Source organism: Candidatus Palauibacter irciniicola, assembly GCF_965208695.1.
Taxonomy (GTDB): domain Bacteria; phylum Gemmatimonadota; class Gemmatimonadetes; order Palauibacterales; family Palauibacteraceae; genus Palauibacter; species Palauibacter irciniicola.
Window position 1 is genome coordinate 335807 of sequence record NZ_OZ242352.1, and the last position, 17382, is coordinate 353188.

Genomic DNA, 17382 nt, shown 5'->3' on the forward strand with positions numbered 1-17382 from the left:
GCCGTGAGCGGCGGCGCGCAGGAAGGCGAGAGGGGCCGCGCCTCGACGGGCCGGGTGGACGGAGAGCGCGTCTACTCCGGCCGCAGGATCCATGTCGACGTGGATCGCGTGCGGTTTCCGGACGGGTCCATCGGGCGGCTCGAACTGATCCGCCACTCCGGCGCCGCGGCCGTCGTCGCGCTGGACCTTCCCGACGCTCCCGCCGACGCCGCCGCGCCCGAACCCATCGTCACGCTGGTGCGCCAATACAGGTACGCCGCCGCCGGGTTCATCTGGGAGGTGCCGGCCGGGAACCTGGAGCCCGGCGAGCCCCCCGAGGCGTGCGCGCTCCGGGAACTGGAGGAGGAGGCGGGACTCCGCGCCGGGCGCCTGGAGCGGCTGGCCTCCGTGCACACGACGCCGGGGTTCACGGACGAGGTCATCCACCTCTTCGCGGCGTGGGAGCTGGAGGCGGGGGAGACGCGTCACGAGGCGAGCGAGTTCATGGATGTGCATCGGCTGCCCCTCCGCCGTACCATCGAGATGATCGATGCGGGAGAGATCACCGACGGCAAGACGATCTGCGCGCTGACCCTCGCGGCGCGCTGGGTCGCCCGCCGGATGGATCGAATCGGCGACAGCGGGGTTTAACGCGCCGAATCGCCCGCAAAAGGGAGCCCCGCAAAGGGAGCGGCATGGACACGAAGCCGAACCTCGAGGTATCGAGGCAGTACGCGGCGCCGGAGGAGATGGCATCGCTCGGGCGCGGAGAGTTGAAGCGCCTCGAGGATGCCGAACTCGTCACCCACTACCTGGGGGGGCAGCGCTTCGCGTTCAACGAGATCGCCGACCGCTACCAGGACCGCCTGCTGAACTTCATCTACCGCACGATCGGCGACCGGGACCGGGCCGAGGATCTCGTGCAGGAGACGTTCGTGCGGGTCTACCGGCACCTCCACCGGTTCGATCCCTCGCGGAAGTTCTCGACCTGGATCTATACGATCGCCAGCAACCTGGCGAAGAACGAACTGCGGAACCGGGCGCGCAATCCGCTGGTACTCTTCCATACGCTCCGGAAGAGCTGGGAAGCCGACCACCGGCCGCTCGAGTTCGAGGATACGGCCTACCGGCCCGACGATCTGTTCCGCAAGCGGCGGGTGCGCGAACAGGTCGAGGCCGCGGTCGCGGAACTTCCCGAGCATCACCGTGTGGTATTCGTACTGCGCGAACTGGAAGGGAAGAGCTACGAGGAGATTTCCGAGATCACGGGCGTGACGCTGGGCACCGTGAAGTCGCGCCTCAATCGGGCGCGGAACCGGTTCGCCCGCATCATCGCCCCGATGCTCGATTGAAGTTCCGGGCCCGCGCGGCCCGGACAACGGAAGGAACGCTGGTGCAATGATGGTTTGCAAAGAGTTTATCGACCGACATACCGACTACCTCGACGGTACGCTTGCCGCCGGCGAGCGCCGTCGCTTCGACGCGCATCTGGAGGATTGCAGGTCGTGTCGGCGTTACCAGCGGGTCATGACTCGCGGGCTCGCCGCATGGCGCGCCCTGCCTCGCGTCACCACCTCTCCGGATTTCCTCCCCCGCCTGCAGCATCGCCTCTACCACGTCGACGAGTCCCCGAAGCGGTCCTGGCGCGGCCAGGTCGGCCGGGCCGCCGCCATTGCCCTGGCGTCGGCGGGACTGTTCACGCTCGGCGTGTCGAACGGAAGCCAGCCCATGCTCGTCGAAGTTCAGCTTCCGCCGGTGATGGCGGACGTGCCCCAGGAAGCGGTGGCCGAGAGCCAGGGGAGCCGGTTCGCCGGCGACGCCTACGTGCCCGACTGGTTCCTCGTGCCGTTCGCTCCGGCGCTCGACGACGGAGGCGGGCTGTTCGGGCAGTCGTACGCGGTGCCGATCGCGACGAGCGACGCCATCGTCCTGCCGGCCGAGCGGCGCTCCGGCCAACTCGACGAGTCTCGCTGACCCACCCCCGCGGCCCGCGGCACGGGTCTCTCCCGTCGTCGTGAGCACGCCCCTCGACCCGCGGCTCTCGCGAGCCCTGGGCCAGGGTCCCCCGACCGGCGCCTGGTTCCTGCACGGAGACGCGATCCGCCTGCGGGACGAAGCCGCGCACCAGCTCGTCGAGGCCGCCGTCGATCCGGCCACGCGCGACTTCAACTACGACCAGTTCCAGGCCGAGGACGTGACGGACGAGCAGCTCGCCGCCACCCTGGCCATGCCCCCGATGATGGCGGAGCGCCGCGTCGTCTTCGTGCGCGACGTCGAGCGGCTGGGAAAGAAGGCCCGCGCGGTCCTGCAACAGGTGGCCGCGTCGCCGCCCGCCGACCTCGCCCTCATCGTGACGGCGCGCATCCCCAAGGGGTCGCGCGCGGCTTTCTACCGCGACCTCAGGAAGGTCTGCCGCACGCTGGAGTGGACGACGCCCCGGGCGGCCGAGATCCCCGGCTGGATCCACGACCGGGCGCGGCGGCGCTGGAAGCTCGACCTCTCGCCGGCGGCGGCCCAGTGGATCGCCGGAGCCGTCGGATCGGACCTCTCGACGCTGGACGCCGAACTCGAGAAGCTCGCTTCGCTTCCCGCCGACCGCCGGACCGACGCGGACATCCGCGACGTCGTTCCCCGGACGCACCGGATCGATCGCTGGACCTGGCTCGACCTCGTGGCTTCTCGCGACTACCGCCGCGCCTTGCGCGAGTTGGAAAACGTGCTCACTTCGGAACGGGGGGTCGGGCTGGTCGCCGGACTTGTGGAACAGCACCTTCTGCTTGGTCTGGCCCTCGACGCGGGACCTGCCGGCCTGCGAGCCGCCCTGTCGGAGACCGGGCGCGGCTATCTCTCCTGGAAAGCGAACGCCTACGCGAAGCAGGCGAGGGCATGGACCGTACACGAACTCGATCACGCGCTGCGGGCGCTCCACCGCGCCGACCGGCACCTCAAGTCGGGGCGGGGAGACCACGCCGTGCTCGCCGGGACGCTCCTGGAACTGGGGCGGGCGGAAACCGCCGGGAGATGACGGGGAGCGGCCGCGGGTGGGCGCTGGCGCTCCTCGCCGGCGCGCCGCTGTGGGGGCTCTCCGTCCCCTCCGCCGCGCAGGCCGGTCAGGCCGCGCAGGCCGCGCAAGCCGCCGCTCCCGTGGATCTGGACCTTCTCGAGGCGCGGATCGAAGCCGGGAGGGTCGAGGGCGCCGCGGAGGCGATCGAGCGCTGGTTCGCCACGGAGGGGCGGAACGCGGCGCGCGGCGACGTGCTGCGCGCGCGGTACCTGCGGGCGCGTCTCCTGCCCGACCCGGACTCCGCCCGCGCGGAACTCCTCTCCGTCGCCATGGACGGCGGCTCGCGCTACGGCTCCCGCGCGTGGCTGAGGCTCGCGCAACTGGACCTGGCGCTCGACGAACCCTCCCGCGCGGCGGCCGATCTCGAGCGCCTGCGGTCGGACCATCCCCGGAGCGCCGAGACCGTCGAGTCCTGGTACTGGACCGCGCGGACGTTCGAGGCCCGGGGCCTGATCGATCGGGCGTGCGAGGCGTGGCAACGGGCCGCCGCGGAGGGCCGGCGCGTCGGCGCCACGGAGACCGAGCGCCTCGCGGAGGCCGCATCGCTCGGCTGCGCCCCGGGCGCCCCGCGCTTCGCGATCCAGGTGGGGGCGTTCTCGCGCCGGGATCCGGCGGAGGAGACGCGCGGGCGGCTGGAGGCCGCCGGCTTCTTCTCCCGCGTCGTCGAGCTCGACGGATTGCACCGCGTCCGGCTGGGCCGCTTCGCCCGCCGGGAAGCGGCGGAGAGCCTCGTGCGCCGACTCCGGGATGCGGGCTTCGAGCCTTCCGTCATCCCCGTCGTCTCGTGAGGCGATGATGGCCGCGGCCACCCCGGACCCGCGCGGGCACTCGCCGCTCATCCGGCAGTATCTCGACATCAAGTCGCGCCATCCCGACTCGCTCCTCTTCTTCCGGGTCGGCGACTTCTACGAGATGTTCTTCGAGGACGCGGAGGAGGGGAGCGGCCTGCTGGGACTCACCCTCACCGCGCGCAACAACGGCGGAAAGCGGGACGTTCCCCTCGCGGGCGTTCCCGTCAAGGCGCTGAACGAGTACGTCTCCCGCCTGCTCGAGATGGGACGCCGCGTGGCGATCTGCGAGCAACTCGAGGACCCGGCGGAGGCCCGGGGAATCGTGAAGAGGGATGTCGTCGAGATCATCACCCCGGGCACGGTGCTCGAGGACAGGCTCCTCGCGGCGGGCCGCAACAACTACGTGGTCGCGATCGCCGGAGACGCCCCGTTCGGGCTCGCCACCGTCGACCTCTCGACCGGCGAGTTCGAGCTTCGCGAGGTGGCGGCGCCGGATCTCGACGACGAACTCGGGCGGCTCGAGCCGGCCGAGATCGTGATCCCCGAGGAGACGGAGGCGCCCGCCGGACCCTGGCACCTGACCGAGCGGCCCGCCTGGCGCTTCGACGCGTCGCTCGGGGACGAGCGGCTCCGCGAGTGGTTCGGGGTCGCCTCCTCCACCGGCTTCGGCCTCGACCCCGCGCGCGACCCGCTTCTCCTCGCGGCGAGCGGCGCCCTCCTCGGCTACCTGGCGGAGGTGCGGCCGGCCGGCCTCGACCACCTGCGGCCGCCGCGCGTGGACCGGGCCGGGCGCGTCATGTACCTCGACGAGATGACCCGGCGGAACCTCGAACTCGTCGAACCGCTGCGCCCCGGCGCGGGGGCGTCGCTGCTCGCCCTCGTCGACCGCACGCGGACGCCGATGGGCGCGCGCCTGCTGCGGCGACGCCTGCTGCGCCCGCTCGTCGTCCGCGACGAGATCGCGGCCCGCCTCGACGCCGTGCAGGAACTCGTCGAGCGGGCGGAGGCGCGCGAGCGCGTCCGGGGCGCGCTCCGCCCCATCCGCGACCTGGAGCGGCTCGCCGCCCGCGTCTCCACCGGCCGGGCGGCGCCCCGGGAACTCCTCGGTCTCGGCCTCTCGCTCGACGCGCTGCCCGGACTGGCCGCCGCCCTCTCGCCGCTGGAAGCCGGCCGTCTCGCCGAGCTTCGCTCCGGCTTCGACCCGCTCCGGGACGTGGCGGCCCGCATCGCCGAAGCCATCGACCCCGATACCCCCCACGCCCTCAAGGACGGAGGCGTGATCCGGAAGGGCTTCTCCGCCGAACTCGACGAACTGCGCGGAGTGCGCGGGGGCGCGGTCGAGTTCATCGCCGGCATGCAGGTGAGGGAGCGCGAGCGCACCGGCATCGACACGCTGAAGATCGGGTTCAACAAGGTGTTCGGGTACTATCTCGAGGTCACGCGCTCGAAGCTCGACCGCGTGCCGGAGGAGTGGACCCGCCGGCAGACGCTCACCAACGCCGAGCGCTATCTCACGCCGGAACTCAAGGAGTGGGAGGCGAAGGTCCTCGGGGCCGACGACGAGATCGCGCGGCTCGAGGCGCAGCTCTTCCACTCGCTGCGGGACGCCGTCGCCGCCGAGGTCGGGCGGATTCAGGCGACCGCCGCCCTCGTTGCCGAGATCGACTTCCTCGCCTGTCTCGCCGAGGTCGCCGCCGCCGAGGACTACGTGCGCCCGCGGCTCAGCGACGACGTCGTCTTCGACATCGAAGAGGGCCGGCACCCGGTCGTCGAGAACGCGGTCGCGCGGGACACCTTCATCCCGAACGACATGCGGCTGGACGAGGAGCGCCGGACCCTGATCGTCACCGGCCCGAACATGGCGGGGAAATCCACCGTCCTGCGCCAGGCGGGACTCATCGCGCTCATGGCGCACATCGGTTCCTTCGTCCCGGCTCGCCGGGCCCGCATCGGGGTCTGCGACCGCGTGTTCACGCGCGTGGGCGCGAGCGACAACCTCGCGGCGGGGCAGAGCACCTTCATGGTGGAGATGACGGAAACCGCGACCATCCTGCACGGCGCCACCGAGCGCTCGCTCGTCCTCCTCGACGAGATCGGGCGGGGCACGTCGACGTACGACGGCCTCTCGATCGCGTGGGCGGTGACCGAGCGGCTGCACGAACTCGGAGCGCGCACCGTGTTCGCCACCCACTACCACGAACTCGTCGGCCTCGCGGAGTCGCTGCCGCGCGCGGCCGCCTTCAACGTCGCGGTGCGCGAGACCGGTCAGGACATCGTCTTCCTCTACCGGCTGCAGCCGGGGGGCTCGGACCGTTCCTACGGCGTCCACGTCGCCCGGCTGGCCGGGCTGCCCCCCGACGTCGTGGGGCGCGCCGCCCGCATCCTCGGCGTGCTCGAGAGCGGGCCGTGGGGCGCCGGCGGCCGCGGCGCCGCGCTCGCCGAGGCGGGGATGGGACAGCTCTCCCTGTTCGAGGCCGCCGTCTCCCGCCGGGAGGGCGACGCGGCGCCGTCCGGCGAGACGGAAAGCGCGGACATCGCGGCCGCCCGCGCGGTGCTCGAGAAGCTGGCCGCGCTCGAGCTCGACGGGATGACGCCGCTCGAAGCGCTGAACACGCTCGCCGAGTGGAAGGCGTTCGGCGATGGCTAGCCGCGCGCGGCAACGCCCCGCGTCCGGCGGCCGCGCGGTTTTCGCCGCCCTCGCCGCGCTTGCCGCCGTCGCGTCCACCGGGTGCGCGGACGACTCGGACCCCGAGGTCGGCGCGCTGCGCGTGGACCAGCTCCGCGAAGGCGGCCTCGTGATGCCCGTGCTCGAGTCCGCGCCGTCCCCCTCGTTCCCCTACCCGGCCGAGGCCCTCGAGGAGGGCGCGGGCGGAGACATCGTCCTCCGCATTCGGATCACCGATGCCGGACGCGTCGACTCCGTCGCCGTCGTGACCTCGTCGGGACATTCCGTCCTCGACTCGGCCGCGGTGGAAGGCGCCCGCCAGCTTCGGTACCGGCCGGCGCAGCACGGCGGCGCCCCCACCGCCATCTGGGCGCAACTCCCCGTCCACTATCCCGCGCCGGGGCCCCGTGGCTGACCGCCGCCTGCGCGTCGGCGTGCTCTTCGGCGGCGAGTCCCCGGAGCACGAGGTATCGCTCCGCTCGGCGAAGAACGTCATCGAGGCGATCGACCGCGAGCGCTGCGACATCGTGCTCATCGGCATCGACCGCCGCGGCCGCTGGCACCTCGCCGACGAATCGCGCTTTCTCCGGCACGCCTCGGACCCGCGGCGCATCCGCCTCCCGGACGCGCCGGTCCGGCTCGCCCTGACGCCCGGCCGCCGCCCCCGGATCGTCCCCGTCGCCCCCCACGACCCCGCCGGGCGCGAGGGCTCCGGCGGGGAGGCTCCGGAGCCGGCCGAGTTGCCGGAACTCGACGTCATCTTTCCCGTCCTGCACGGCCCCTTCGGCGAGGACGGCACCGTGCAGGGACTGCTGCGGCTCGCGCACCTCCCGTTCGTGGGGCCCGGGGTGCTCGGCTCGGCCGTGTGCATGGACAAGGACGTGGCCAAGCGGCTGCTGCGCGACGCCGGCGTGCCCGTCGCGCCGTTCATCACCGTCCTCTCCCGGCACGAGGCCCCCTCGTGGGAGGAGGCCGTGGCCGCCCTCGACGCCCCGATCTTCGTGAAGCCGGCGAACATGGGGTCGTCCGTCGGCGTGTCGAAGGTCGAGACGGACCCCGACTACCGGCGGGCGCTCGACGAGGCCTTCTCCTTCGACACCAAGGTGCTCCTCGAGCGGACGATCCGGGGCCGCGAGATCGAACTCTCCGTGCTCGGGAACGAGACCCCCGAAGCCTCGGTCCCGGGGGAGATCGCCCCCACGCACGCCTTCTACTCCTACGAGGCGAAATACCTGGATCACGATGGCGCGGACCTGATCATCCCCGCGGACCTCGATGCCGAGACCACGGCGCGGGCCCGCGAGATCGCCGTGCGCGCCTTCCGCGTGCTATGCTGCGAGGGGATGGCGCGGGTCGACCTCTTCCTCGCGACGGAGGCTTGCGGCCCGATCCCGGCGGGTTCAGTGGTGGTGAACGAGATCAACACGCTTCCGGGCTTCACCCGGATCAGCATGTACCCCAAGCTCTGGGAGGCGAGCGGCGTGTCCTATCCCGAACTCATCGACCGTCTCCTGCGGCTGGCGATCGAGCGCGCGGAGCGCGACGAGCGGCTGGCCTCCGCCATCGACCTCCAGGGCGGCGGCGAGGCGGGGGCGGGATGATGAGACGGCCCGCGTACCAGACCGGGGGGATCCGCTTCGGCCACGGCTTCCCGATGAGCCGCTGGGTGGTGCGCCTCATGATCGCGAACTTCGCGATCTTCCTCCTCATGGCGATGCGGATCGTGCCCGTCGGAGCCGTCGACTGGCTCGGCTTCGCCGTCCCCGGCTTCCTCACGCGCCCGTGGACCATCGTCACCTACATGTTCGTGCACGGCGGCTTCATGCACGTGTTCATGAACATGCTCGCCCTCTTCTTCTTCGGGCCGCCGCTCGAACAGAAGTGGGGCAGCCGGTTCTTCCTCCGCTTCTATCTCGTGACCGGGCTCGGGGCGGCGGCCTTCTCCGTCCTGCTCTACTCGCTCACGGGGCCGACGATCATGGTCGGCGCGTCGGGCGCCATCTTCGGCATCCTCGTGGCCTTCGCCCTCAACTGGCCGGACGCGAAGATCTACCTCTACTTCGTCTTTCCCGTGCCGGCGAAGTGGTTCGTGGCCGCGCTCGGGGCCTTCACCCTCCTCTCGACCGTACAGGGGTCGGCGGACGGGGTGGCCCACTGGGCGCACCTCGGCGGACTCGTGACCGGGTTCGTCTATCTCCGCTACGGAGACCGCATCGGCCGCCTCGCCAACCGCCTCCTCTACAAGGAACGGCCGGTGGCCCCGCGCGGGAGGAAGCGCCGCGCCGCGCCGCCGCCGGACCCCACCCCGCGCCGCCGCCGCCGGGAGGACGGGGATTCCCTGGATGAGGTGGACCGGATCCTCGACAAGATCCGCGCCAGCGGCATGGACTCGCTCTCGGCCCGCGAACGCGCCTTCCTCGACGAGGTGAGCCGGCAGTACCAGCAGACACAGGGCACGCGCAAGAAGACCCGCACCCACTAGAGTTTTTTGCCGCCGGTTTCTACAATGTCCGCCCCGCGCGACCCCCCGGCCGGGGGCGTCACGCACGGAGCGGCCCGTGGCCGTAGCAAAGCGCCTGTCGCGGGCCGCCAGTCCCGGTGTCATCCCAGGCGGAAGAGTACGGGAGGTATACATGGCGTCTGCCGCCTCTGAATATGAAACGCGGAACCTTCGCAACGTCGTCTTCTTCGGGCACGGAGGAGCCGGAAAGACGACGCTCGTGGACGCGATGTGCTACATCGCCGGCGGGACCACCCGGAAGGGCGATGTCCAGAAGGGGAACGCGCTCACCGACTTCACGCCGGAAGAGACGGGCCAGAAGATCTCGATCAACCTCGCCGTCGCCCACGCCGTCCGGAACGGCGCGCGGATCAACCTCATCGACACCCCCGGCTACCTGGACTTCCTGGGCGAGGTCGTGGCGGGAATTCGCGTGGCGGACGCCGGCATCTGCGTCATCGACGCGATCTCCGGCGTCGAAGTCGGGACGGAGAAGACGTGGGCCGCCGCGGACGCCGCGAGCCTGCCGCGCGCCGTCTTCGTCTCGATGATGGACCGGGACAACGCGGACTTCCGCAGCACGCTCGCCCAGATCCGGGAGGAACTCTCCTCGGCGGCGATGCCGGTCCACGTCCCCATCGGGGCGGGCGCCGACTTCAGCGGCTTCGTCGACCTCCTCACGATGCAGGCCCACGCCTCCAAGGGAGGGGACAAGGGGGCGGCCACCGCGGCCGATGCGCCCGCCGACGTCGCGTCGGAGGTGGAGGACCTCAGGGAGGAACTCATCGAGGCGATCGTGTCGGGGGACGACGACCTGCTCGAGGCCTACTTCGAGGGAGAGGACCTCGACCCCGGCCGGCTCGGCGAGGTGTTCGCGGAGGCGATGCGCTCCGGCGACATCGTCCCCGTGTTCTGCGGTTCGTGCCAGACGAGCGCGGGAGTGCCGGCCCTCATGGACCGCATCGTGGAACTCTTCCCGTCGCCCGACCGGGCCGCCCCGCGGACGGCGCGCGACGGAGACGGCGAAGTGTCGCTGGAGCCGGGAGCCGCGTCTCCCACGGCGGCGCTCGTCTTCAAGACGACGTCCGAACCCCACGTCGGCGACCTGAGCTATTTCCGCGTCTTCTCCGGCCGGATCACGAACGGCGTCACGCTCGCGAACCCCGACCGTTCCGCGAGCGAGCGCATCGCGCACCTCGCGATTCCGCACGGGGAGCGCCGCATCGACGTGGGGGCGCTGAACCCCGGCGACATCGGGGTCGTGACCAAGCTCAAGGACACGCACACCGGGGACACGCTCTGCGACAGCGGGAGCCGGCTCTCCTTCGGCGGCATCGAATGGCCCCAACCCGATCTCTCCCTCGCCGTCACCGCCCGCACGCGGGCCGACGAGGACAAGATCGGCGCCGGCCTCGCGAAGCTGCACGAGGAGGACCCGACCTTCTCCTCCGGGTACGACCCGGAGCGCGGACAGACGATCATCCGCGGGCTCGGGGAGATCCACCTCAACATCTCGCTGGCGAAGTTGACCCGGAAGTACGGGGTCAACGTGGACACGCACCAGCCGAACATCGCCTACCGCGAGACGATCACGAGGACGGCGGAGGGGCAGGGGCGCCACAAGAAGCAGTCGGGCGGGCGCGGCCAGTTCGGCGACTGCCACATCCGGCTCAGCCCGCTGCCGCGCGGGGAAGGGTACAAGTTCGTCGACTCGATCAAGGGCGGCGTGATCCCGACGAAGTTCGTCCCGGCCGTGGGGAAGGGGATCGGGGAGGCCTCGAACCGGGGCGTCCTCGCCGGCTACCCGCTCGTCGACTTCCAGGCCGAGTGCTACGACGGCTCGCATCACTCCGTCGACAGCTCGGACATCGCCTTCCAGATCGCGGGATCCATCGCCTTCCAGAAGGTGGCGAGGGACGCGAACCCCGTGATCCTCGAGCCGATCATGGAAATCGAGGTCGAGACGCCCGAGGAATACATGGGCGAGGTGATGGGAGACCTCAACCAGCGGCGGGGCCGCGTGCTCGGCATGGACTCGAAGGGGCGGCGGCAGGTCGTGAAGGCGCACGTGCCCCAGGCCGAACTCTACAAGTACTCCGCCGCGCTGCGCTCCCTGACGCACGGAAAGGCGACGCACACGCGCAGCCTGGCTGCGTACGAGCAGGTTCCTCCGCATGTTCAGGAGAAGGTGATCGCCGAGTCGCAGCGCGACGACGACTAGCGGACGAGGACCAGGACACGAGCGGGCGGTAGCCGGTGGCGGGCCATTCGAAGTGGTCGAAGATCAAGCGCCAGAAGGCGGTGACCGACCAGGCCAGGGGGAAGCTCTTCTCCAAGCTCGGTCGCGAGATCGCCGTGGCGGCGCGGGAAGGCGGGGGAGACCCGGACTTCAATCCGCGCCTGCGGACCGCGATCGACAACGCGAAGAGCCAGCGGATGCCGGCCGACAACATCGACCGCGCGGTGCGGCGCGGGACGGGGGACCTGCCGGGCGCGAGCTTCGAGGAGGTCACGCACGAGGGCTACGCGCCGGGCGGCGCGGCGCTCTACCTCGAGTGCCTGACGGACAACCCCCGCCGCACGCTGGCCGAACTCCGGCACCTGCTCGACAAGCGGGGCGGCAACCTGGGCCAGAGCGGTTCCGTCGCGTGGATGTTCGAACGCAAGGGCCAGATCCTCGTGTCCGCCGACGAGTGCGACGAGGACGCGGCGCTCGACGCGGCGCTCGAGGCGGGGGCGGAGAACTTCGAGTCCGAGGACGGGACGTACGTGGTGACGACGACGGCGCCCGACTTCCACGACGTCCTCGGTTCGTTGCGCGACGCCGGCCTTCCGGTCGAGGAGGCGGAACTCGCCATGGTGCCCAGCAACACGGTGAAGCTGGCGGGGCGCGACGCGGAGAAGGTGCTCGCCGTTCTGCACGCGCTCGACGAGCATGACGACGTGCTGAAGGTGAACACGAACGTGGATCTGGAGGAGGCGGAGGGGGCGGGCTGAGCGGCTCCCTGAAGGTGCTGGGCGTCGACCCGGGCACGCGGGCGACCGGATACGGCTTCGTCGAAGGGCGCCGCCCGGGAGGGGGCGCGCATCGCCTCATCGAGTGCGGCGTCGTGCGGCCGCGGGGAGAGGATCTTCCCCGGCGCCTCGTGGAGATCCATACGGCGGCGCTCGAACTCATCGACCGGCTCGAGCCGACGTGCGTCGCGGTCGAGAGCGCCTTTCACGGACGGAACGCGCGCACGGCGCTCGTGCTCGGGCACGCCCGCGGCGTCCTCGTGCTCGCGGCGGCGCTGCGGGGTCTGCCGGTGCACGAGTACGCGCCGCGCGAGGTCAAGAAGCGCGTCGTGGGGACGGGCGCCGCGAGCAAGGAGCAGGTCGGCTTCATGGTCAAGCACCATCTGCGGCTCGGCGAGCCACCGCGTCCGGCGGACGCGGCGGACGGCTGCGCGGTCGCGCTCTGCCACCTCCTCGGCGGGCCCATCCGGTGATCCGGCGGCTCCGGGGCGAACTCATCGGGCGCGCGGAGGGCGTCGTCGAGGTCCTCACGGGCGACGGCGTCGGCTACGAGATCGGCGTGCCGCTCGGGCTCGCCGGACGCCTTCCGCCCGAGGGATCCGAGGTCGAACTGCACACCGTCCTCGTCGTGCGCGACGACGCCTTCGAGCTGTTCGGGTTCGAGACCGCCCGCGACCGCGAACTCTTCCAGCGGCTCCGCGTCCCGAGCGGCGTGGGCCCGCGGCTCGCCCTCGCGATCCTCGGGGCGCTCCGGCCCGAACGCGTCGTGCGCGCGATCCGGGCCAAGGACCACCGCACGCTCCAGACCGTGAGCGGCGTGGGCAAGAAGACCGCCGAGCGCATCGTGATCGAACTCGCGGACAAGCTCGACGACCTCGGCGACGTGGGCGACGACCCCGTGTCCGGCGATGGGGTCGCCGCGGCGGCCGTGCAGGCGTTGCGCGGCCTCGGCTACCCGCGCTCCCAGAGCGAGCAGGCCGTCAGCCGCGCCCTGCAGGGGCTCGCGCAGGCCGGGGACCCGGACGTCGGCGCCGAGGAACTCGTGCGCCGCGCGCTGAGGCACGTATGACGGCGCCGGGGCCGCCGGGCCGGTCCGGCGACACGCGGAACCAGGGCGACGCGGGCGACGCGGGCGACGCCGGCGGCGGGACCCCTCCGCGCACGGAGATCACGACGCCCGAGACCCTCGAGAGCGACGAGCGTCCGGACGCCTCGCTGCGCCCGCAGCGGCTCGACGAGTTCATCGGCCAGGCGCGGGTCAAGGAGAGCCTCTCCGTCTTCGTGGAGGCGGCGCTCGGCCGCGAGGAAGCGCTCGACCACACCCTCTTCTACGGCCCGCCGGGCCTCGGGAAGACGACGCTCGCGCTCCTCCTCGCCGGCGAACTCGGCGTCGGGATCAAGCTCACCTCCGGCCCCGTGCTCGAGAAGCCGGGCGACCTCGCGGGCCTGCTCACGAACCTCCCGCCGCGCGGGATCCTCTTCATCGACGAGATCCACCGCCTCCGGCCCGTGATCGAGGAGTTCCTCTATCCGGCGATGGAGGACTACCGCATCGAGATCCGACTCGGCGACGGACCTCGCGTGGAGACCTTCTCGATGAAGCTCGAGCGCTTCACGCTCGTGGGCGCGACGACCCGTTTCGGGCTCCTGACCGCCCCGATGCGCGCGCGCTTCGGCGTCGTCGAGCGCCTCGGCTACTACCCGCCGGAGGAGCTCACGCGCATCGTCACCCGCTCGTCGAGCCTCCTCGACATCCCGATCACGCCCGGCGGCGCCGTGGAGATCGCCCGCCGCGCGCGCGGCACCCCCCGCATCGCGAACCGCCTCCTGCGCCGCGTCCGCGACTACGCGCAGGTGCGGAGCGAGGGCACGATCGATTCCGCGACGGCGGAGAAGGGCCTCACGCTGCTCAACGTGGACGAGTACGGCCTCGATGAGATGGACGCGCGCGTGCTGAAGGCGATCATCGAGACCTTCGAGGGGGGGCCGGTCGGGCTCGCCTCCCTCGCGGTCGCGGTGGGCGAGGACGCGGGGACGCTCGAGGAGGTCTACGAGCCGTACCTGATCCAGAACGGATACATGCAGCGCACGTCGCGCGGCCGCGTGGCCACCCGGAAGGCGTACGAGCGCTTCGGTTACGCCCTCCCGAGCGAACGGGAGGGGCCGGAGGGCGGGGCACAGGGTGCGCTGTTCGGCGATGACGGATGAGCGGGCGGGCCGGACGGAGGCGTACGACTACGAGTTGCCCGCCGAGCTGATCGCGGCCCGCCCGGCCGCGCGGCGCGACGGCAGCCGCCTCCTCGTGCTCGACCGCGCGCGCGGCCGCTTCACGGACGCGGCCTTTCCCGCGCTGCTCGAGCGGCTCTCCGCCGGCGATGCCGTCGTCGTCAACGACAGCCGCGTCTTCCCGGCCCGGCTGCTGGGCCGCAAGCCGACCGGCGCCCGCGCCGAGGTCCTCCTCGTCCGCCCCGAGTCCGACCAGCTCCCGCCCTTCGCCCCCTTCGACGAGGCGGACACCCGCCTCTGGCGCGCGATGGTCCGCCCCGGCGGCAAGCTCAAGCCCGGCCGCACCGTGGACATCGCGGACGGGTTCGCCGTCGAGATCCTCGACTCCGCGCCCGACGGCACCCGCCTCGTGCGGCTGGCCGGCGACGGCGACCCGTGGAGCCTGATCCAGCGCCACGGCCGCGTCCCCCTGCCTCCGTACATCGTCCGCGACGACACGGGCGGCGAGCGGGAGACGCGCGACGACGCCGAGGATCGGGAGCGCTACCAGACCGTGTACTCGGCGCCGTCCGGGAGCGTCGCCGCGCCGACGGCGGGGCTCCACTTCACGCGGGAGATGCTCGCGGCGATCGAGGCGCGCGGGGTCCGCCTCGTATCCCTCACGCTCCACGTCGGGTTCGGCACCTTCCGTCCCGTGACCGCGGACCGGATCGACGAGCACGAGGTGGCGCGCGAGGCGTACAGCTTCTCCCCCTCCGCGGCGGAGGCGCTGAACGCGACGCGGGCGGCGGGCGGGCGCGTGTTCGCCGTCGGCACGACCTCCTGCCGCGTGCTGGAGACCGTCGCCGCGGGCGGCCCCTTCGAGCCGGGGCGGGGGTGGACGGACCTCTTCATCCGTCCCCCGTACACCTTCCGCGCGGTGGACGCGCTCGTGACGAACTTCCACCTTCCGCGCTCCAGCCTGCTCATGCTCGTCGCGGCGTTCGCGGGCCGGGAACTCACGCTCGCGGCCTACGCCCACGCGATCCGCGAGCGATACCGCTTCTACTCCTACGGCGACGCGATGCTCATCGCATGAAACCGATTCCCGAGGCGGATTCGGCGACCGGACCCGCGGACCGCGGGCGTTTCAGCGTCGACGGCACGAGCGGGCGGGCGCGCGCCGCGACGCTCCGCCTGGCGCGCGGCACGATCCACACCCCGTGCTTCATGCCGGTCGGGACGCTGGGGACGGTGAAGTCGCTCACCCCGGACGAACTCCGCGACGCGGGGGTCGAGGTCCTGCTGGGGAACGCCTATCACCTCTACCTGAGGCCGGGCACGCGCGTCCTCGAAGGACTCGGCGGACTCCACCGGTTCATGGGATGGGACGGTCCCATCCTCACCGATTCGGGCGGGTACCAGGTCTTCTCCCTCGCCCGCATCAACCGGATCGACGACGAGGGCGTCACCTTCCGCAGCCACCTCGATGGGAGCCTGCACCGGCTCACGCCGGAACTCTCGATGGAGATCCAGGCCGCGATCGGCTCCGACATCCGCATGGCGTTCGACGAATGTCCCCCCGGCGAGTCCTCCCCCGAGGCCGCGCGGACCGCGGTCGAACGCACGCTCGCCTGGCTCGCGCGGTGCCGGGCGAGTCACGAAGCGCTGAGGGATGCGCATCGGGACGCCCATCGGGATGCGGATCCCGCAGGGGACGGGCTCCTCTTTCCCATCGTCCAGGGCGCCTCCTTCGCGGACCTTCGCCTCGAATCCGTCGAACGCACGCTCGCCCTGGGCGAGTGGCCGGGCATCGGGATCGGCGGACTCTCCGTGGGCGAGGAGAAGGAGGTGACGCACCGCGTGCTCGACACCATCGAACCCGCGCTTCCCCCCGACCGGCCCCGCTACCTGATGGGCGTCGGCTATCCCGACGACGTCCTCGAGGCGGTGCGGCGCGGCGTGGACATGTTCGACTGCGTGGCGCCGACCCGGAACGGGCGCAACGGCACCGCGTTCACGGCCGAGGGCCGCCTCAACATCAAGGGCGCCCGCTTCGCGTCCGATCCCGCCCCGCTCGACGAGACGTGCGATGCCCCCTGCTGCACCGACTACAGCCGCGCCTACCTGCGGCACCTCTTCGTGAGCAACGAACTGCTCGGCCTGCGGCTCCTCTCGCTGCACAACGTGCGCTTCCTGATCCGATTGACTTCACAGGCGCGCGCGGCGATCCTCCGGGGCGAATACGACCGCTGGGCCGACGACTGGCTCTCCACCTACCGGCGCGGTTCCCCGCGCCCCGCGACCGAACAGACCGAACAGGAAGGTGAGGACGGACCATGCTGATCCTGAACCTCATGGCCTCCCCCGAGGGAGGGACGGCGAATCCGGCCGCCACCATGATGATGATGTTCGGATTCATCGCCATCTTCTACTTCATCTTCTTCCGTCCGCAGCGGAAGCAGCAGAAGGAGCACCAGGAGATGGTCAAGAACCTCAAGCGGGGGGACAAGGTCTCGACGATCGGCGGCATCGTGGGCGAGATCGTCCACCTCACGAACGACATCGTGACGATCAAGAGCGGCGACACCCGGGTCGAAGTCGAGCGCTCCAAGATCGGAAGAGTCAACTAGCGGTCCACGTTCGACGCGTGGCCCGGCCGTGATCCTCGACATCCGCCTCTACGGAGACCCCGTCCTGCGGGAGAAATGCGCCCCCGTGACGGAGATCGACGATGAGGTCCGCCGGCTCGCCGCCGACATGCAGGAGACGATGTACGACGCGGACGGCATCGGCCTCGCGGCGCCCCAGGTGGGGGTGCCGATCCGCCTCTTCGTGTACGACGTGCGCCAGGAGGGGATCTCGCCCGGCGTTCTCGTGAACCCCGAGATCGTCGAGGAGGAGGGCGCGGTGAAGGAGGAGGAGGGGTGCCTGAGCATCCCCGGACTGGCGGAGACCGTCGAGCGCAGCGAGTCCATCGTCGCCCGCGGCCTCGGACTCGACGGAGAGCCGGTGGAGGTCCGCGCCGAAGGCATTCTGAGCCGCTGCATCCAGCACGAGAAGGACCACCTGGACGGGATCCTCTTCCTGGACCGCGTGAGTCCGCTCAAGCGCAAGATCCTGCTCGCGAAGTGGCGGAAACAGGAGCGGGACTGAAGCGGGT

At 71.6% G+C, this 17382-nt stretch carries 18 protein-coding genes and 1 pseudogene; all 19 read left to right on the forward strand.

Annotated elements, in window-relative coordinates; genetic code table 11:
- Nucleotides 1-3: 3 nt before the first annotated feature.
- The 19 genes and pseudogenes from ACOGI9_RS01455 (at nt 4) to def (ending at nt 17375) form a co-directional block, all read left to right on the forward strand.
- Nucleotides 4-630, forward strand: a complete 627-nt coding sequence (locus ACOGI9_RS01455; RefSeq protein ID WP_419858134.1) for an NUDIX hydrolase — start codon at nt 4-6, stop codon at nt 628-630.
- A 44-nt stretch (nt 631-674) separates the two neighbouring features.
- Entirely contained in the window at nt 675-1331 is a 657-nt protein-coding gene (locus ACOGI9_RS01460; protein WP_419858135.1) for a sigma-70 family RNA polymerase sigma factor, read from the forward strand.
- A gap of 49 nt (nt 1332-1380) precedes the next feature.
- Nucleotides 1381-1479 (forward strand): annotated as a pseudogene (locus ACOGI9_RS01465) (anti-sigma factor family protein); the annotation flags it as partial.
- 27 nt (nt 1480-1506) lie between these two features.
- Entirely contained in the window at nt 1507-1953 is a 447-nt protein-coding gene (locus ACOGI9_RS01470; protein ID WP_419859311.1) for a hypothetical protein, read from the forward strand.
- A gap of 40 nt (nt 1954-1993) precedes the next feature.
- The gene (gene holA / locus ACOGI9_RS01475) at nt 1994-3004 is read left to right on the forward strand and encodes a DNA polymerase III subunit delta (protein ID WP_419858136.1); all 1011 of its coding nucleotides are present in this window, start codon (nt 1994-1996) and stop codon (nt 3002-3004) included.
- Nucleotides 3001-3831: an SPOR domain-containing protein gene (locus tag ACOGI9_RS01480; protein WP_419858137.1), complete on the forward strand. Its 831-nt coding sequence runs from the start codon at nt 3001-3003 to the stop codon at nt 3829-3831. The genes holA and ACOGI9_RS01480 overlap by 4 nt, the downstream gene beginning before the upstream one ends.
- 7 nt (nt 3832-3838) lie before the next feature.
- Nucleotides 3839-6481, forward strand: a complete 2643-nt coding sequence (gene mutS, locus ACOGI9_RS01485; RefSeq protein ID WP_419858138.1) for a DNA mismatch repair protein MutS — start codon at nt 3839-3841, stop codon at nt 6479-6481.
- On the forward strand, nt 6474-6914 hold the full coding sequence (locus tag ACOGI9_RS01490; protein ID WP_419858139.1) for an energy transducer TonB: 441 nt from the start codon (nt 6474-6476) through the stop codon (nt 6912-6914). The genes mutS and ACOGI9_RS01490 overlap by 8 nt, the downstream gene beginning before the upstream one ends.
- Nucleotides 6907-8100, forward strand: a complete 1194-nt coding sequence (ddlA, locus tag ACOGI9_RS01495) for a D-alanine--D-alanine ligase (protein ID WP_419858140.1) — start codon at nt 6907-6909, stop codon at nt 8098-8100. Before ACOGI9_RS01490 ends, ddlA begins: the two co-directional genes overlap by 8 nt.
- A complete protein-coding gene (locus tag ACOGI9_RS01500; RefSeq protein ID WP_419858141.1) occupies nt 8097-8981 on the forward strand; it encodes a rhomboid family intramembrane serine protease in 885 nt (294 codons plus the stop codon). Before ddlA ends, ACOGI9_RS01500 begins: the two co-directional genes overlap by 4 nt.
- A gap of 151 nt (nt 8982-9132) precedes the next feature.
- Nucleotides 9133-11220 carry an elongation factor G gene (fusA, locus tag ACOGI9_RS01505; RefSeq protein ID WP_419858142.1) on the forward strand — a complete coding sequence of 696 codons (2088 nt, stop codon included), beginning with the start codon at nt 9133-9135 and terminating at the stop codon, nt 11218-11220.
- A 35-nt stretch (nt 11221-11255) separates the two neighbouring features.
- Nucleotides 11256-11996 (forward strand): YebC/PmpR family DNA-binding transcriptional regulator, encoded by a 741-nt coding sequence (locus ACOGI9_RS01510; RefSeq protein WP_419858143.1) that lies wholly within the window; start codon nt 11256-11258, stop codon nt 11994-11996.
- Between the two features lie 14 nt (nt 11997-12010).
- On the forward strand, nt 12011-12487 hold the full coding sequence (gene ruvC / locus ACOGI9_RS01515; protein ID WP_419858144.1) for a crossover junction endodeoxyribonuclease RuvC: 477 nt from the start codon (nt 12011-12013) through the stop codon (nt 12485-12487).
- Nucleotides 12484-13083, forward strand: coding sequence for a Holliday junction branch migration protein RuvA (ruvA, locus tag ACOGI9_RS01520; protein WP_419858145.1), 600 nt, complete (start codon nt 12484-12486; stop codon nt 13081-13083). Before ruvC ends, ruvA begins: the two co-directional genes overlap by 4 nt.
- The gene (ruvB, locus tag ACOGI9_RS01525; protein WP_419858146.1) at nt 13080-14222 is read left to right on the forward strand and encodes a Holliday junction branch migration DNA helicase RuvB; all 1143 of its coding nucleotides are present in this window, start codon (nt 13080-13082) and stop codon (nt 14220-14222) included. The genes ruvA and ruvB overlap by 4 nt, the downstream gene beginning before the upstream one ends.
- Nucleotides 14212-15318 carry a tRNA preQ1(34) S-adenosylmethionine ribosyltransferase-isomerase QueA gene (gene queA / locus ACOGI9_RS01530; protein ID WP_419858147.1) on the forward strand — a complete coding sequence of 369 codons (1107 nt, stop codon included), beginning with the start codon at nt 14212-14214 and terminating at the stop codon, nt 15316-15318. The genes ruvB and queA overlap by 11 nt, the downstream gene beginning before the upstream one ends.
- A complete protein-coding gene (gene tgt / locus ACOGI9_RS01535; RefSeq protein WP_419858148.1) occupies nt 15315-16565 on the forward strand; it encodes a tRNA guanosine(34) transglycosylase Tgt in 1251 nt (416 codons plus the stop codon). Before queA ends, tgt begins: the two co-directional genes overlap by 4 nt.
- The gene (gene yajC, locus ACOGI9_RS01540) at nt 16559-16852 is read left to right on the forward strand and encodes a preprotein translocase subunit YajC (RefSeq protein ID WP_419858149.1); all 294 of its coding nucleotides are present in this window, start codon (nt 16559-16561) and stop codon (nt 16850-16852) included. The genes tgt and yajC overlap by 7 nt, the downstream gene beginning before the upstream one ends.
- A 28-nt stretch (nt 16853-16880) precedes the next feature.
- Nucleotides 16881-17375, forward strand: coding sequence for a peptide deformylase (gene def, locus ACOGI9_RS01545; protein ID WP_419858150.1), 495 nt, complete (start codon nt 16881-16883; stop codon nt 17373-17375).
- Nucleotides 17376-17382: the final 7 nt, after the last annotated feature.

Bases quoted from the DNA above. Each gene is read 5' to 3' on its own strand.
- ACOGI9_RS01500 (WP_419858141.1), top strand. From the start codon at position 8,097: ATGATGAGACGGCCCGCGTACCAGACCGGGGGGATCCGCTTCGGCCAC.
- fusA (WP_419858142.1), top strand. From the start codon at position 9,133: ATGGCGTCTGCCGCCTCTGAATATGAAACGCGGAACCTTCGCAACGTC.
- ACOGI9_RS01490 (WP_419858139.1), top strand. From the start codon at position 6,474: ATGGCTAGCCGCGCGCGGCAACGCCCCGCGTCCGGCGGCCGCGCGGTT.
- tgt (WP_419858148.1), top strand. From the start codon at position 15,315: ATGAAACCGATTCCCGAGGCGGATTCGGCGACCGGACCCGCGGACCGC.
- ACOGI9_RS01460 (WP_419858135.1), top strand. From the start codon at position 675: ATGGACACGAAGCCGAACCTCGAGGTATCGAGGCAGTACGCGGCGCCG.
- mutS (WP_419858138.1), top strand. From the start codon at position 3,839: ATGGCCGCGGCCACCCCGGACCCGCGCGGGCACTCGCCGCTCATCCGG.
- ruvB (WP_419858146.1), top strand. From the start codon at position 13,080: ATGACGGCGCCGGGGCCGCCGGGCCGGTCCGGCGACACGCGGAACCAG.
- ACOGI9_RS01470 (WP_419859311.1), top strand. From the start codon at position 1,507: ATGACTCGCGGGCTCGCCGCATGGCGCGCCCTGCCTCGCGTCACCACC.
- ACOGI9_RS01480 (WP_419858137.1), top strand. From the start codon at position 3,001: ATGACGGGGAGCGGCCGCGGGTGGGCGCTGGCGCTCCTCGCCGGCGCG.
- yajC (WP_419858149.1), top strand. From the start codon at position 16,559: ATGCTGATCCTGAACCTCATGGCCTCCCCCGAGGGAGGGACGGCGAAT.
- queA (WP_419858147.1), top strand. From the start codon at position 14,212: ATGACGGATGAGCGGGCGGGCCGGACGGAGGCGTACGACTACGAGTTG.